At 72.2% G+C, this 15,162-nt stretch carries 11 protein-coding genes; 6 read left to right on the top strand and 5 right to left on the bottom strand.

Features of this window, described 5'->3' with window-relative positions:
• Nucleotides 1-104: 104 nt before the first annotated feature.
• Nucleotides 105-998, top strand: coding sequence for a class I SAM-dependent methyltransferase (locus tag ACIRP7_RS13410; protein WP_403657538.1), 894 nt, complete (start codon nucleotides 105-107; stop codon nucleotides 996-998).
• 31 nt (nucleotides 999-1,029) lie between these two features.
• Nucleotides 1,030-3,504, top strand: coding sequence for an ATP-dependent helicase HrpB (gene hrpB, locus ACIRP7_RS13405; RefSeq protein WP_403657535.1), 2,475 nt, complete (start codon nucleotides 1,030-1,032; stop codon nucleotides 3,502-3,504).
• Here hrpB and ACIRP7_RS13400 read toward each other — a convergent pair.
• From ACIRP7_RS13400 to ACIRP7_RS13390, 3 genes are all read right to left on the bottom strand, one after another.
• Nucleotides 3,494-4,480 carry a DUF3068 domain-containing protein gene (locus tag ACIRP7_RS13400; protein WP_403657532.1) on the bottom strand — a complete coding sequence of 329 codons (987 nt, stop codon included), beginning with the start codon at nucleotides 4,478-4,480 and terminating at the stop codon, nucleotides 3,494-3,496. The two genes, hrpB and ACIRP7_RS13400, sit on opposite strands and share 11 nt — an antisense overlap.
• A gap of 20 nt (nucleotides 4,481-4,500) precedes the next feature.
• A complete protein-coding gene (locus tag ACIRP7_RS13395) occupies nucleotides 4,501-4,635 on the bottom strand; it encodes an SPW_0924 family protein (RefSeq protein WP_352382709.1) in 135 nt (44 codons plus the stop codon).
• A gap of 149 nt (nucleotides 4,636-4,784) precedes the next feature.
• Complete coding sequence (locus ACIRP7_RS13390) at nucleotides 4,785-6,533, bottom strand: lytic transglycosylase domain-containing protein (protein WP_403657529.1); 1,749 nt, start codon at nucleotides 6,531-6,533, stop codon at nucleotides 4,785-4,787.
• Between the two features lie 308 nt (nucleotides 6,534-6,841).
• Here ACIRP7_RS13390 and ACIRP7_RS13385 point away from each other — a divergent pair, with 308 nt between their 5' ends.
• Complete coding sequence (locus ACIRP7_RS13385; RefSeq protein ID WP_403657526.1) at nucleotides 6,842-7,687, top strand: DUF4184 family protein; 846 nt, start codon at nucleotides 6,842-6,844, stop codon at nucleotides 7,685-7,687.
• Here the strand turns inward: ACIRP7_RS13385 and ACIRP7_RS13380 are convergent.
• Complete coding sequence (locus tag ACIRP7_RS13380; protein ID WP_403657523.1) at nucleotides 7,620-8,042, bottom strand: hypothetical protein; 423 nt, start codon at nucleotides 8,040-8,042, stop codon at nucleotides 7,620-7,622. The genes ACIRP7_RS13385 and ACIRP7_RS13380 overlap by 68 nt on opposite strands.
• Nucleotides 8,043-8,705: 663 nt before the next feature.
• Entirely contained in the window at nucleotides 8,706-11,435 is a 2,730-nt protein-coding gene (gene polA, locus ACIRP7_RS13375; RefSeq protein WP_403657520.1) for a DNA polymerase I, read from the bottom strand.
• 168 nt (nucleotides 11,436-11,603) lie between these two features.
• Between polA and ACIRP7_RS13370 the strand changes: the two genes are divergently transcribed.
• The 3 genes from ACIRP7_RS13370 (at nucleotide 11,604) to ACIRP7_RS13360 (ending at nucleotide 14,738) form a co-directional block, all read left to right on the top strand.
• Nucleotides 11,604-13,883 (top strand): FdhF/YdeP family oxidoreductase, encoded by a 2,280-nt coding sequence (locus ACIRP7_RS13370; protein ID WP_403657517.1) that lies wholly within the window; start codon nucleotides 11,604-11,606, stop codon nucleotides 13,881-13,883.
• Nucleotides 13,884-13,936: 53 nt separating this feature from the next.
• Entirely contained in the window at nucleotides 13,937-14,398 is a 462-nt protein-coding gene (locus ACIRP7_RS13365; protein ID WP_352382721.1) for a hotdog fold thioesterase, read from the top strand.
• A 67-nt stretch (nucleotides 14,399-14,465) separates the two neighbouring features.
• Nucleotides 14,466-14,738, top strand: coding sequence for a hypothetical protein (locus ACIRP7_RS13360; protein ID WP_403657514.1), 273 nt, complete (start codon nucleotides 14,466-14,468; stop codon nucleotides 14,736-14,738).
• Nucleotides 14,739-15,162: the final 424 nt, after the last annotated feature.

Raw genomic sequence — 15,162 nt, 5'->3', positions numbered from 1 at the left:
CCAGGCAGGGTCAATGCGCGAAGGCGCACACCCGGGGCGGATCGCCGCATACCCGGCACAAAACCTGTCTCACGAGGCCACGCACGCGTGACGGCGCCCCATTTATGACGGCCGTCACGACGGGTCGGCCGGAAGAGCCGCAGACTAATACGAGGGAGCCGATCATCCAAGAGCCCGCATCACACCTGCAGGAGTCCGGCCCGGACGCCGAGTCGCAGGCCACCCGCCGCGACGCGGACATCACCGAGAGTGTCCGGGCCAACCGGGGCTGGTGGGACCGCAACGCCGACGACTATCAAGTCGAGCACGGCACGTTCCTCGGCGACGACCGTTTCGTGTGGGGCCCCGAGGGCCTCGACGAGGTGGAGGCCGAGCTGCTGGGCCCGCCCGAGGACCTCAAGGGCAGGGACGTCCTGGAGATCGGCGCCGGCGCCGCCCAGTGCGCGCGCTGGCTGGCCGAGCAGGGTGCTCGCCCGGTCGCCCTCGACATCTCCCACCGCCAGCTCCAGCACGCCCTGCGCATCGGTACGTCCTTCCCCCTGGTGTGCGCCGACGCCGGCGCGCTGCCCTTCGCGGACGGCTCCTTCGACCTGGCGTGCTCGGCGTACGGCGCGCTGCCGTTCGTCGCCGACCCGGTTCTGGTCCTGAAGGAGGTGCGCCGCGTCCTGCGCCCGGGCGGCCGCTTCGTCTTCTCGGTGACCCACCCCATCCGCTGGGCCTTCCCGGACGAGCCCGGCCCCGAGGGCCTGTCCGTCTCCGCCTCCTACTTCGACCGCACGCCCTACGTCGAACAGGACGAGGAGGGCCGCGCGGTCTACGTCGAGCACCACCGCACGATCGGCGACCGGGTCCGTGACGTGGTGGCCGGCGGCTTCCGCCTGGTCGACCTCGTGGAGCCGGAGTGGCCGGTCTGGAACACCTCGGAGTGGGGCGGCTGGTCCCCGTTGCGCGGGAACCTGATCCCCGGGACCGCGATCTTCGTGTGCGAGCGCGACTGAGGCACTCCGGCAGTCGTACGACACTGGGGACGTGATCCGTTACGACGCCCTGGACTCCCTTCCCGTACGCGGCGCCCTGCCGGCGCTGGGCGACGCCCTGGAAGGACACGGCACGGCCGTCCTCGTCGCCCCGCCCGGCACCGGCAAGACGACCCTCGTCCCGCTGGTCCTCGCGGGTCTGCTGGACTCCGGCGCGCCCGCGCGGAAGGTCGTCGTCGCCGAACCCCGCCGTATCGCCGCCCGCGCGGCCGCCCGGCGGATGGCGTGGCTGCTGGGCGAGAAGGTCGGCGAGAGCGTCGGCTACACCGTGCGCGGCGAGCGGGTGGTCGGGCCGCACGCGCGCGTGGAGGTCGTCACGACGGGTGTGCTGCTCCAGCGGCTCCAGCGCGACCAGGAGCTGACGGGTGTCGACGTGGTGGTGCTCGACGAGTGCCACGAGCGGCACCTGGACGCGGACACCACGGCGGCCTTCCTGTGGGACGTACGGCAGGCCCTGCGGCCGGAGCTGCGGCTGGTGGCCGCGTCCGCGACGACCGACGCGCAGGGGTGGGCGCGGTTGCTGGGCGACGCGCCCGTGGTCGAGGCGGCGGGTGTCGCGCATCCGGTGGAGGTCGTGTGGGCGCCGCCGGCACGTCCCGTACGCCCGCCGCACGGCATGCGGGTCGATCCGGCGCTGCTCACGCACGTGGCGTCGGTGGTACGGCGGGCGCTCTCGGAGCGGGCGGGGGATGTGCTGTGCTTCCTGCCGGGCGTGGGCGAGATCGCGCGCGTGGCCGGGCAGCTGGGCGGTCTCGGTGACGTGGAGGTGCTCCAGGTGCACGGGCGGGCGCCGGCGGCCGTACAGGACGCGGTGCTGGCGGGCGGGGAGCGGCGCCGGGTGGTGCTGGCGACCGCCGTGGCCGAGTCGTCCCTGACCGTGCCCGGGGTGCGGGTGGTCGTCGACTCGGGGCTCGCGCGGGAGCCGCGTGTCGACCACGCGCGCGGGTTGAGCGCGCTCGCGACCGTGCGGGCCTCACAGGCTGCCGGGCGGCAGCGGGCGGGGCGGGCCGGACGAGAGGCGCCGGGTGCGGTGTACCGGTGCTGGGCGGAGGCCGAGGACGCCCGGCTGCCGCGTTTCCCGTCGCCGGAGATCAAGGTCGCCGACCTGACGGCGTTCGCCCTGCAGGTGGCCTGCTGGGGCGATCCGGACGCGTCCGGGCTCGCCCTGCTGGATCCGCCGCCGGGCGGGGCGATGGCGGCCGCGCGGGACGTGCTGACGGCCGTGGGAGCCGTGGACGCGGACGGCCGGGCGACCGAGCGGGGGGCGCGGCTGACCCGCCTGGGCCTGCATCCCCGGCTGGGACGGGCGCTGCTGGACACCTCCGGCGCGGGCGCCGAGGCGGTCGCACTGCTGTCGGAGGAGCCGCCCAGGGAGTACGGCGACGACCTGGCGGTCGCCGTGCGGACCGCTCGGCGGGGCGGCGACGCCTACGCGGGACGGTGGCGGGCGGAGGTACGGCGGCTGCGGTCCGCCTCCACGCGGTTCACCGGGGCGGACACCGGCGGCGAGGGTCTCGTCGCCGCGCTCGCCTTCCCCGAGCGGGTCGCCAGGGCCGACTCGGGCTCCTACCTCATGGCCTCCGGCACCCGCGCCGAACTCGCCGACGGCTCCCCGCTCCGGGGCTCGCCCTGGATCGCGGTGGCCGTGGCGGACCGGCCCCTGGGAAAGGGGCACGCGCGTGTGCGGCTCGCCGCCGTGATCGACGAGGACACGGCCCGGACGGCCGCCGCGTCCCTGTACTCCGAGCGCCAGGAGGTGCACTGGGCGGACGGGGACGTCGTGGCACGCCGGGTGGAGCGGCTCGGCGCGATCGAGCTCGCGGTACGGCCACTGAGGGACGCGGACCCCGCCCTCGTACGCGGAGCCCTCCTCGACGGGCTCCGCCAGGAAGGGCTACGGCTGCTGCGGTGGACGCCAGACGCGGACGTCCTGCGGCAGCGGCTGGCGTTTTTGCGCCATCACCTCGGCGACCCGTGGCCCGACGTCTCCGCTGACGCGCTCCACGCGCGCGTGGACGAATGGCTGGAGCCCGAGCTGAGCCGCGCCCGCCGACGGGCCGACCTGGCGCGCATCGACGCCGGACAGGCGCTGCATAGGCTCCTGCCCTGGGCCTCCGGCGAGGCCACGCGCCTCGACGAGCTGGCGCCCGAACGGATCGCCGTACCGAGCGGGTCCAGAATCCGGATCGACTACGGCACGCCCGAACAACCCGTCCTGGCGGTGAAGTTGCAGGAGATGTTCGGGCTGCAGGAGTCGCCCCGGATCGCGGGGGTGCCGCTTCTGGTCCATCTCCTGTCCCCCGCCGGGCGCCCCGCCGCGGTCACCGCCGACCTCGCCTCCTTCTGGAAGGACGGCTACAAGGGCGTACGGGCGGAGCTGCGCGGCCGGTATCCGAAGCATCCGTGGCCGGAGGACCCGGCGGGCGCCGAGCCGACCCGGTACACCAGCGCGCGGCTCAGGCGGTGACCGGTTCGGGTTCGTCGACCTTGGCGGGGGCCGGGCGGCGGCCGCGGGCTTCGAGCAGCAGCGCGAACGCCAGCAGCAGGACGCCCAGGAGCAGGAAGCCCCACGGCAGGTACGAGGTCATGAGGAGGACGAGGGTGCGGTTCGACTTGACCAGGTCGACCGTGTGCCTGATGTAGTCCTCGCGCATCTTCACGTCGCCGGCGAAGACCGTCACCTTGTCGCGGCCGCCGAGCAGGGTGCCGCCGCGCAGTTCCTCCTTGTGGAGTTCCTCGCCGTAGACGGGAGCGCCGGTGAGGGGTTCCACCCAGAACTTGCGGACCGTGGTGTACCAGCGCGTGGTGCCGGTCTTGGCGAGGGACTGGGGGGTGATGCCCTGGACCGGCATGGTCTTGGGGAAGGGCACCTTGGTCCAGGGGATGGTCTGCTCGAAGTAGTAGACGTCGACGCCGCGGAAGTTCTGGGTGCCCTTGTAGTGGATGGGGGCCGTGGTGCGGGCCTGGGCGTCGAAGTACTGGTAGTCCCGTTTCTCGGTGAGGAAGGGCCACTTGAACTCGATGCCCTCGCGCTTGACGGGGTCGCCGTCGACCGACTCGCCGGTGGCGTGGACGGGGTCCTGGGTGTGGGCGTCGAAGATGTAGCGCTCGGGGACCTTGGAGACCATCTTGCCGTCGGGCCCGACGACGTAGGACAGGCCGTCCCAGACGACGACGTCCTTCCCGGCCGTCTTCTCGATCTTCTCCGAGGCCTCCACGTTGCCCTTGAGGGTCTGCACGATGGTGACCTTGGGGACCTTCTTCGCCTTCATTCCGTCGTTGTAGTCGATGAGGGTCGCGTCCTTGGCCTCCAGGACCATGTCCTGGTACTGGTTCGCGGGGACCTTGGCGAGGCGCGGGAAGGCGTACCAGCGCAGCAGCGGGGACAGCGCCGCGAAGAACACGGCGAGGGCGAGCAGGACCAGGCTGGTCTTGCGGCGCATCTCGGCCTCCCGGCGGATGGTTACGGGTGTGCGGGCACCGTGGTCAGCAGCGGCTTGGGGGATGTCCCGCCGGCAGGCGTGCCCAGCGCGGTGATCGTGAGGACCAGCGCGAACGCGAGGGCGAGGCCGGTCACGGCGGCGATCAGGGCGCGCATGTCTGCCTCCCGGCGGGCGGGAACTGATACATCGTCAGGTCCGGCACCGTAGCAACGCCCGGGCGAGATGAGAACAGCTCGTACACGCACGGAGGGCGCCTTGTCCGCCGTAGCGGAGAAGACGCCCTCCGGGGTGTGGGTCTCGCGCCCTACGAACTGGCGCCGGGGCTCGGCGAGGGGCTCGCGGAGGTCTCCGTGGCCGCCGCCACGGTCAGCGTCACGTCGAGCGTGGCGCCGCCCGCGGTGGTGATGCGGAGCACGAAGGTGCCGGTGGTGTCGTCGGCGTAGAGCTGCGGCAGCTTCAGCAGGCCGTTGGCGTCCGTGGTGAGGGCCGTCAGGGTGCGAACGGTCTTGCCGTCGGCGTCCTTGAAGTAGGGACCCTTGTCGTTCTCGGTCGCGTCGTCGGCCGACTTGATCAGGGTGGCGGTGGCGGCGACCTTGTCGGCGACGGCGTCCTTGTAGGTGGCCTTGACCTGGACCGCGTCGGCGAACTGGCCGCCGGGGACGCAGGTGAGGGCGGTGTCGGCGGTGCGCACGAGGGTGTCGGCGACGCGCTGGGTGACGGTGGCCGGGTAGTCCGGGCCGGTGACGGTACGGCCGATGAGGGCGGCGCGGACCGTGAAGGTGCCGGTGGTCTCGCCCGCCTGTAGCGCGGGCGCGGTGGCCACGCCGGAGCTGCTCGTCAGCGCGGTGGCGACCTTCTCGCCGCCGGTGAAGGTGGCGTCGGTGTCACCGACGATCGTGAAGCGGATCCGGACCTTGGCGACGCCGTTGCCGGCGGCGTTCTCCGCCTTGGTGCTGATCTGCTCGGCGAACGCGTCGCCCGCCATGGCGGTGAGCTTCGCGGTGCCCGAGTCCTCCAGGTGGTCCACGGACTGGGTGGGGGTGACCGGGGTCGTCGGGGGCGGAGTGGTGGGGTTCCCCGGCGGGGGCGGGGTCGTGGACGGCGGGGTGGTCGACGGCGGGGTCGGGCTCGGCGAGCCGGGCGTGCTCGGCTTCGACGGGTGCGGCGTCGAGGGCGACGACGGCGAGGAGTACGAACCCCCGCTGCCGCCGTTGCCGCTGCTGCGGCTGTCCGGGATCGTGCCGGTGCCGTCGGGGACCTCGTAGGTGCCCTTGCGGTAGTACTCCAGCCACGACCGGACGGTGTTCAGGTAGGCCTGCGACTTGTTGTAGCTGAGGATCGCCTTGTTGAGGTCACCGTCGGTCGACAGGTCCCAGCCGTTGCGGCACAGGTAGTGACCGGCGGCGAGAGCGGCGTCGTAGACGTTGTTCGGGTCCTTCACGCCGTCGCCGTTGCCGTCACGGCCGGCCCACGCCCAGGTGGACGGGATGAACTGCATGGGCCCGACAGCCGAGTCGTAGGCGCTGTCACCGTCGTAGGCACCGTTGTCGGTGTCCTTGATGAGCGCGAAGCCGTTGCCGTCGAGCTGCGGGCCGAGGATCTTGGAGGTCGTGGTGCCGTCGGCGTCGACGCGGCCGCCGCGGGCCTGGCCCGACTCGACCTGCCCGATGGCGGCGAGGAGTTGCCAGGGCAGGTTGCAGCCGGGCTTGGACTCCTGGAGTTCGGCCGCGGCCCTCTTGTAGGCGTCGAGGACGGTCGCGGGTATGCCCGCCTCGGACTCCACCGGAGAGAGGGTCGGGGCGGTGCCGTCGGTCGGCGCGGGGCTCGGGGTGTTCAGCGGCGGCAGGTCCGTGTAGTACGGCGAGTTGCCGGTGGCACCGCCGTCACCGGTGGCCGCGTCCGGAGAGGGCTGGGCGTCGGCGGCGGTCGATCTGCCGTTGTCGTCGACGGTGGCCCCCGGGGCCTGGGAGGCGGACAGTGCCGCGACCGCGGCCGCGGCCACGGCGGTGGTCACCGCTCCCTTGCGCAGCCTCCTGCCGAATTGCGCCGCCATAAAGTGAACCCCTCCTGTGGACGCCCGAGCGCCCTTGTCCGTCTGTCGCTCTCGTCCGGTTGAGACAGTCGAGCCACCCTGGAGGTTGCCCCTGTGACGCACGGCAATTCCTGATTCGCACGTTCGGCCGGGCTCCCCAGCACGGTGACCCGTGTGACCCTACGACAACTTCCTTTTCGCGGACACCGGTTCGTGCCCGGTATTCACCGGTTGGCCATGTTCGATCGGTGCGGGTCCGCGTCGCTCATACTGGACGGGACCGACCACCCGGGCGACCGCCCGCCCAACAGCCGCCGCGAGGAGCCCCGTTGCCGTTCACCCTGAGCCATGCGGCGGCGGTACTGCCCGCGGTGCGCACCGACGGAACGGGCCGGGGCCGACTGGTCCCGGCCGTGCTCGTGGCCGGATCCTTCTCGCCCGACATGACCTATTACGCGGCAAGTGTCGTGCCGGGAGCGATGGAGTTCGGCTCCGTCACACACTCCTTCCCGGGCGTCTTCACGATCGATGTGCTCGTCGCCTGGGCACTGGTGGGCCTGTGGCTGCTCCTGCGGGAGCCGCTGGTGGCTCTGCTGCCCCGAAGGCGACAGGGCAGCGTGGCGACACTGCTGCGCTGCGGGGTGCCACGCGCGCGCGTGAGTACGGGTCTGGTCGCACGGTGGTACGTCTCCGCCGCACTGGGGGCCCTGACCCATGTCGTGTGGGACGCGTTCACGCATCACGACCGCTGGGGGATGCGGCTGTTCCCGGTCCTCGGCCGGGAGCTGGCCGGGTCCCCTCTGTACTGGTATCTGCAGTACGGCGGTTCGGCGCTGGCCGCGGTGGGGATCGCCGCGTTCTGCGTGCACGCGCTGCGCCGGGCGCCCTGGGTGACCGAGACACCCGGTGTCCCCGTGCTGTCGGTGCGGGACAGGTGGTGGGCCGTGGCCGTGATCGGCGGATGCGTGACGGTGGGCGCGCTGCGGCGGGCCTCGCGGTGGTGGGCGTACTGGGGCTCCACCGCGAAGCCCTGGGAACTGATCCCGACCCTCTGCTTCGGCGCGGGCGCCGGCCTGGTGCTCGGAATAGTGCTCTACGCCGCGGGGGTCAGGCTGTGGCGCCCGGCCCGGGCGTCCGACGCCCGGGAAGAGGCCGGTCTCCCGCTCGCTCGCTGACGGCGTCCACGGCCGCGATGAACACCGTCATGGGGGGCATCGGACGGGACCGGGGCAGCAGGGTGAGGGCGAGAGCGAGATAACTGAGGGCCAGCTCGGCCCACAGCGCGGCGTCCCGCTCTCGGCGGTCGACGCGGTGCCGCAGTTCTGTGGCGGCGTGACGCAGGGTGGTGAGGCGGACCCTGCCTCGCGTCCGGCGCAGGAGCGTCACCAGGTCGAAGGGAATGCGGGCGGTGCTCGCGGCGGTCGCGTGGGCCGGAACCGGGGATCGTCGCCCGGACGGGGCCCTGTCGGCGTGCGCCTGTGCCTGCGTCCGTCCGGGACCCGCCCGGCGGTGAAGCATGCGTATACCCATGACGGCATCCTGGCCGGGGGTCGGGGCGGGGGCGCGGTTGCGGGGGCCACGCGAGTGACGAACGCTGCGCTGGGCTCGGGCGGGGCGCCTAGGGGGGTGCCGGGTCAGGTTGTCGGGCGAGTGCGGGTGCGTTGTGGCTGGTCGCGCAGTTCCCCGCGGTGCCGCTGCGCTGGGCTCGGGCGGGGCACCTAGGGGGCTGCCGGGTCAGGATGTCGGGCGAGTGCGGGTGCGTTGTGGCTGGTCGCGCAGTTCCCCGCGGTGCCGCTGCGCTGGGCTCGGGCGGGGCGCCTAGGGGGGTGCCGGGTCAGGTTGTCGGGCGAGTGCGGGTGCGGGTGCGTTGTGGCTGGTCGCGTCCCCGCGGTGCCGCTGCGCTGGGCCTGGGCGGGGCGCCTAGGGGGCTGCCGGGTCAGGATGTCGGGCGAGTGCGGGTGCGTTGTGGCTGGTCGCGCAGTTCCCCGCGCCCCTAGGGGGGTGCAGTCACCTGCGTCAGGACGGAACCGCTCGCCCCCCACCACCGAACTCCATGCGCTACCCAAACCCCCACCGGACCGGAACAGGCCGCCGCAGGCATTCAGGGGCGCGGGGAACTGCGCACAACGCCCGCCCCCACCGAACCCGCAGCCGAACCCGACCCCGACCCCGACCCCGTCCAACCGCCGGAGGCTAGTGCGCTGCGGACTCCCAGTCCGCACCGGAGCCCACCGAAACCCCCAGCGGCACGCTCAGACGTACCGCGTCGGACATCTCCCGTCGGACGATCTCCTCCGCGGCCTCCCGCTCCCCCGGCGCGATCTCCAGCACGATTTCGTCGTGGACCTGGAGCAGCATGCGGGACGCGAGACCGGCATCCCGCAGCGCGCCGTCCACCTTGAGCATCGCGATCTTGACGATGTCCGCCGCCGTCCCCTGGATCGGCGCGTTGAGAGCCATCCGCTCGGCCGCCTCGCGCCGCAGACGGTTGTCGCTGTTGAGGTCGGGCAGATACCGCCGGCGCCCGAAGAGCGTCGCCGTGTACCCCGTGGCCCGCGCCTCGTCGACCGCGCGCCGCAGATAGTCCCGCACCCCGCCGAACCGCTCGAAGTACGCGTCCATGAGGGCCCGCGCCTCCCCCGCCTCGATGTTCAGCTGCTGCGAGAGCCCGAACGCGGACAACCCGTACGCCAGCCCGTACGACATCGCCTTGATCTTCCGCCGCATCTCCGCGTCGACCGCACCGGGCTCCACGGCGAACACCTGCGACGCGGCGGTCGTGTGCAGGTCCTCCCCCGAGGTGAACGCCTCGATGAGCCCCTCGTCCTCGGAGAGGTGGGCCATCACCCGCAGTTCGATCTGGCTGTAGTCCGCGGTCATGAGGGACTCGAAGCCGTCCCCCACCACGAACCCGCGCCGGATCGCCCGCCCCTCGTCCGTACGGACCGGGATGTTCTGGAGGTTCGGGTCCGTCGACGACAGCCGGCCCGTCGCCGCCACCGTCTGGTTGAACGTCGTGTGGATACGGCCGTCCGCGGCGATCGTCTTGATCAGCCCCTCGACGGTCACCCGCAGCTTGGCCTGCTCACGGTGCCGGAGCATGATCACCGGCAGTTCGTTGTCCGTCTGCGTCGCCAGCCACGCCAGCGCGTCGGCGTCCGTGGTGTAGCCGGTCTTCGTCTTCTTCGTCTTCGGCAGGCCCAGCTCGCCGAAGAGGACTTCCTGGAGCTGCTTGGGCGAGCCGAGGTTGAACTCGTGCCCGGCCGCCGCGTGCGCCTCCTTCACGGCCTGCTGGACCGCCCCGGCGAACATCTGCTCCATGGCCTCCAGGTGTGCCCGGTCGGCCGCGATGCCGTGCCGCTCCATGCGGGCCAGCAGGGCGGAGGTGGGCAGCTCCATGTCCCGCAGCAGATCCGCGGACCCGACCTCCTCCAGGCGGCCCTCGAACGCCACGCCCAGATCGAGCACGGCCCGCGCCTGGATCATCAGCGCCTCCGCCTCGGCCCCGTCGTCCGCGCCGAAGGCGAGCTGCCCGTCGGCCGCGGCGGCGGGCGCCAGCTCCCGGCCCAGGTACTCGAGGGACAGCGCGTCCAGGTCGAAGGACCGGCGCCCCGGCTTGACGAGGTACGCGGCGAGCGCGGTGTCCATGGTGACGCCGGCGACGCTCCAGCCGTGCTCGGCGAAGACCCGCATGGCGCCCTTGGCGTTGTGGAGCACCTTGGGCCGGCCGGCGTCGGCGAGCCAGGCCACCCAGGCACTCTCGTCGGCCTCGTCCAGCTCGGACGGGTCGAACCAGGCGGCGGCCCCGCCGGACGCGGCGAGCGCGACCTCGGCGACCGAGCCGGTACCGAGTGCCCAGGTGTCGACGGTGGCCAGGCCCAGGGGCTGCTGTGCGCCGTGCTCGGCGAGCCAGCCGGCCAGCTCGCCGGTGCCGAGCACCGTCCCGTCCAGCTCCACGCCCGGCGCGACGACCGGAGTCCCCTCGGCCTCCTCGGCACCCGGGTCGACGGCCAGGAGCCGCTCCCGCAGGGAGGGGTTCCTGATCTCCAGGGTGTCGAGGATCATCGCGAGCGTCTTGCGGTCGTACGGCAGCCGCTCCAGGTCGGTGACCGACTTCGGCAGCTCCACCGTGCGCACCATCTCGGTGAGGCGGCGGTTGAGCTTGACGGCCTCCAGGTGGTCGCGGAGGTTCTGCCCGGCCTTGCCCTTGACCTCGTCGACGCGCTCGACCAGCTCCGCGAACGAACCGAACTGGTTGATCCACTTCGCGGCGGTCTTCTCGCCGACGCCGGGAATGCCGGGAAGGTTGTCGGACGGGTCGCCGCGCAGGGCCGCGAAGTCGGGGTACTGGGCGGGCGTCAGGCCGTACTTCTCGAAGACCTTCTCCGGGGTGAACCGGGTCAGCTCCGAGACGCCCTTCGTCGGGTACAGCACGGTGGTGCGCTCGCTGACCAGCTGGAAGGAGTCGCGGTCGCCGGTGACGATCAGCACGTCGAAGCCCTCGGCCTCGGCCTGCGTGGCGAGCGTGGCGATGACGTCGTCGGCCTCGAAGCCGTCGATCGCGAAGCGCGAGACGTGCATCGCGTCGAGGAGCTCGCCGATCAGCTCGACCTGGCCCTTGAACTCGTCCGGGGTCTTGGAGCGGTTGGCCTTGTACTCCGTGAACTCCTCGGAGCGCCACGTCTTGCGGGACACGTCGAAGGCCACCGCGAAGTGGGTGGGGGCCTCGTCGCGCAGGGTGTTGGCCAGCATCGACGCGAAGCCGTAGATCGCGTTCGTCGGCTGGCCGGTCGCGGTGGTGAAGTTCTCCGCGGGCAGCGCGAAGAACGCGCGATAGGCCAGCGAGTGCCCGTCCATGAGCATCAGACGCGGGCGGCTGCCGCCGGGGCTGTTGTCGGTCTTCTTCGCTGCTGTCTCTGCCACGCCCCCGATCCTGCCACGCCCCACTGACACTCAGCCCCGCTCGCCGCCGGCGGCACCGAAGGGGCAAGCTCTGCCGCCGCTTCCCGCGGGCCCGGCAAACCCCGTTGTCACCGGCGCGTGCGAGGATCGGAGACCTACCTCACAGGTGTGTGCGAAGGAGAGAGTCCGATGGCCACGAAGCCGCCCAAGGGTGATCCGGTTCAGGACGCTCCGCAGGTCACCGAACCGAAGCACGCGGCGGCCGGCCTCCCGGCCATCGGCCACACCCTGCGGATCGCCCAGCAGCAGATGGGCGTCAAGCGCACCGCGCTCACACTGCTGCGCGTCAACCAGAAGGACGGCTTCGACTGCCCCGGCTGCGCCTGGCCCGAGCCCGAGCACCGGCACGCGGCGGAGTTCTGCGAGAACGGCGCGAAGGCGGTCGCCGAGGAAGCCACCCTGCGCCGGATCACCCCCGAGTTCTTCGCCGCGCACCCCGTCGCCGACCTCGCGACCAGGAGCGGCTACTGGCTCGGCCAGCAGGGGCGGCTGACCCACCCCATGTACGTCCCCGAGGGCGGCACCCACTACGAACCGGTGACTTGGGAGCGCGCCTTCGACATCATCGCCGAGGAGATCGCGGCCCTCGGCTCCCCCGACGAGGCCGTCTTCTACACCTCGGGCCGCACCAGCAACGAGGCCGCGTTCCTCTACCAGCTCTTCGCCCGCGAGCTCGGCACGAACAACCTGCCGGACTGCTCCAACATGTGCCACGAGTCGTCCGGTTCGGCGCTCAGCGAGACCATCGGCATCGGCAAGGGCAGCGTCCTGCTCGACGACCTCTACCAGGCCGACCTGATCATCGTCGCCGGCCAGAACCCGGGCACCAACCACCCCCGCATGCTCTCCGCCCTGGAGAAGGCCAAGGCGAACGGCGCGCGGATCATCAGCGTCAACCCGCTGCCCGAGGCCGGCCTGGAGCGCTTCAAGAACCCGCAGACCCCCCAGGGCATGGTCAAGGGCGCCGCGCTCACCGACCTCTTCCTCCAGATCCGCATCGGCGGCGACCAGGCCCTGTTCCGCCTCCTCAACAAACTGATCCTGGAGACGCAAGGGGCCGTCGACGAAGCCTTCGTCCGCGAACACACCCACGGCTACGAGGAGTTCGCCGAGGCGGCCCGAGCCGCCGACTGGGACGAGACGCTCACCGCGACCGGCCTGTCCCGCGAGGAGATCGAGGAAGCCCTCTCCATGGTCCTCGCCTCCGAGCGGACCATCGTCTGCTGGGCCATGGGCCTCACCCAGCACAAGCACTCCGTGCCAACCATCCGCGAGGTCGTCAACTTCCTCCTGCTGCGCGGCAACATCGGCCGCCCCGGCGCCGGCGTCTGCCCGGTCCGCGGCCACTCCAACGTCCAGGGCGACCGCACCATGGGCATCTTCGAGCGCCCCGCACCCGCCTTCCTGGACGCCCTGGAGAAGGAGTTCGGCTTCGCCCCGCCGCGCGAGCACGGCTTCGACGTCGTGCGCGCCATCCGCGCCCTGCGCGACGGCGAGGCCAAGGTGTTCTTCGCCATGGGCGGCAACTTCGTCTCCGCCTCCCCCGACACCGACGTCACCGAGGCCGCCATGCGGCGCGCCCGGCTCACCGTGCACGTGTCGACCAAGCTCAACCGCTCGCACGCGGTCACGGGCGCGCGTGCCCTGATCCTGCCCACCCTGGGCCGCACCGAGCGGGACCTGCAGGGCAGTGGCGAGCAGTTCGTGACCGTGGAGGACTCCATGGGGATGGTGCACGCGTCCCGCGGCCGCCTGGAGCCCGCGAGCGGACAACTGCTGTCCGAGCCCGCCATCGTGTGCCGCCTGGCCCGCCGGGTGCTCGGCGAGAAGAGCCGGGTGCCGTGGGAGGAGTTCGAGAAGGACTACGCCACCATCCGCGACCGCATCGCCCGCGTGATCCCCGGCTTCGAGGACTTCAACGCGCGCGTGGCCCGCCCCGGCGGCTTCACCCTGCCGCACGCCCCGCGCGACGAGCGCCGCTTCCCCACCGCCACCGGCAAGGCCAACTTCACCGCCGCGCCCGTCGAGTACCCCGAACTGCCCGAGGGCCGGCTGCTGCTGCAGACACTGCGCTCGCACGACCAGTACAACACCACGATCTACGGCCTCGACGACCGCTACCGGGGCATCAGGAACGGCCGCCGGGTCGTCCTGGTCAACCCCGAGGACGCCGACCGGCTCCGGCTCGCCGACGGGTCCTACGTCGACCTCGTCAGCGAGTGGAGGGACGGCGTGGAGCGGCGGGCCCCGGGATTCCGGGTCGTGCACTACCCGACCGCCCGGGGATGCGCGGCCGCCTACTACCCCGAGACCAACGTCCTGGTGCCGCTGGACGCCACCGCCGACACCAGCAACACCCCGGCCAGCAAGTCCGTCGTCGTCCGTCTGGAACAATCGGCAACCGACTGAGCGTTTGCTCAGCGCAGGCAGTCGTAGCGACCAGGACGAACGGAGCCCGCCCCATGGGTGAGCAGCAGCACGCCACGTTTCCCCAAGAGGTCATCGACGAGTACGCGGCGCTCGGCGTCGACCTCGTCGCGATGTTCTCGGCCGGCCACCTGGGCACCCGCATGGGCGTGCAGATCGTCGAGGCCTCGGCGGACCGCGTGGTCGGGACCATGCCCGTCGAGGGCAACACCCAGCCGTACGGGCTGCTGCACGGAGGCGCCTCGGCCGTGCTCGCCGAGACCCTGGGCTCCGTCGGCTCCATGCTGCACGCCGGAAGCTCCAAGATCGCGGTCGGCGTGGACCTGAACTGCACACACCACCGCGGAGCGCGCTCGGGGCTGGTGACCGGAGTGGCCACACCGGTGCACCGCGGGCGGTCCACCGCGACGTACGAGATCGTGATCAGCGACGAGGAAGGCCGACGCGTCTGCACCGCCCGGCTCACCTGCCTGCTGCGGGACGCCCCCGGCCGCTAGGGCCCTGGGCCCGTCCCAGGGCGCACGCCGACTGGGCACGAGCCCCCGCCACCCCTACCGTTCTCTCATGACCGGCATCGGCCCCGCCGAACCCGTCAACTCACCCGAGACGGGGCAGAGTCACGACGTCATCGGCGCCGATCGGGCACGCCTGACGGACCGCTGGGCAGCGCGGTGGCAGAGGCTTTCGCCCCGCGCCCGCCGGACGGCTCTGGGCACGGCCGCGCTCACCCTGCTCGCGGCCGGAATCCTCCTGCCCCGCGTCCTGGCCGACGAGCACCGCGCCGAACTCCCCGACGCCCCCGTCCCCTGGCCCGCCAACGTCACCACCTGGCGCTAGGTGGGGCCCGCCGGACTCCCCCAACCCTCCGGCACCCACCCCACCAGCGCCCGCTTCCGCTTCACCGTCGACGTCCACAGCGGGCCCCCCGTCACCCTCCAGGTCACAGGCGCCGCCTTCACCGTGCACCCCGGCACGACCCGCCGCGTCACCGTGGAGATAGCGGTTTCCGACTGTTCGGGTCTGCCCCTGAATGCCGACCTACCCTTTCTTGACGTAACGCTCCGTAACACGCGCGCAATACAGCATCACAGTTTCATCTGCGGCCGGGCATACTCCCACGACCTTTTCCGGCTTCTCCGGGGCGTCTGCGCCACGACACCGGCGCCACAGCCCGGACGGCCAACCGGAAGTGCAGGTTCTCAAAATGCGGACCGAGGGGATAACGCGCCAAACCGGCTGAGAGTCCCCTCGGCGGAAGCCC

The organism is Streptomyces sp. NPDC102270, from assembly GCF_044766405.1.
Lineage (GTDB): Bacteria > Actinomycetota > Actinomycetes > Streptomycetales > Streptomycetaceae > Streptomyces.
This window is presented reverse-complemented; position numbering and strand designations above follow the sequence as displayed.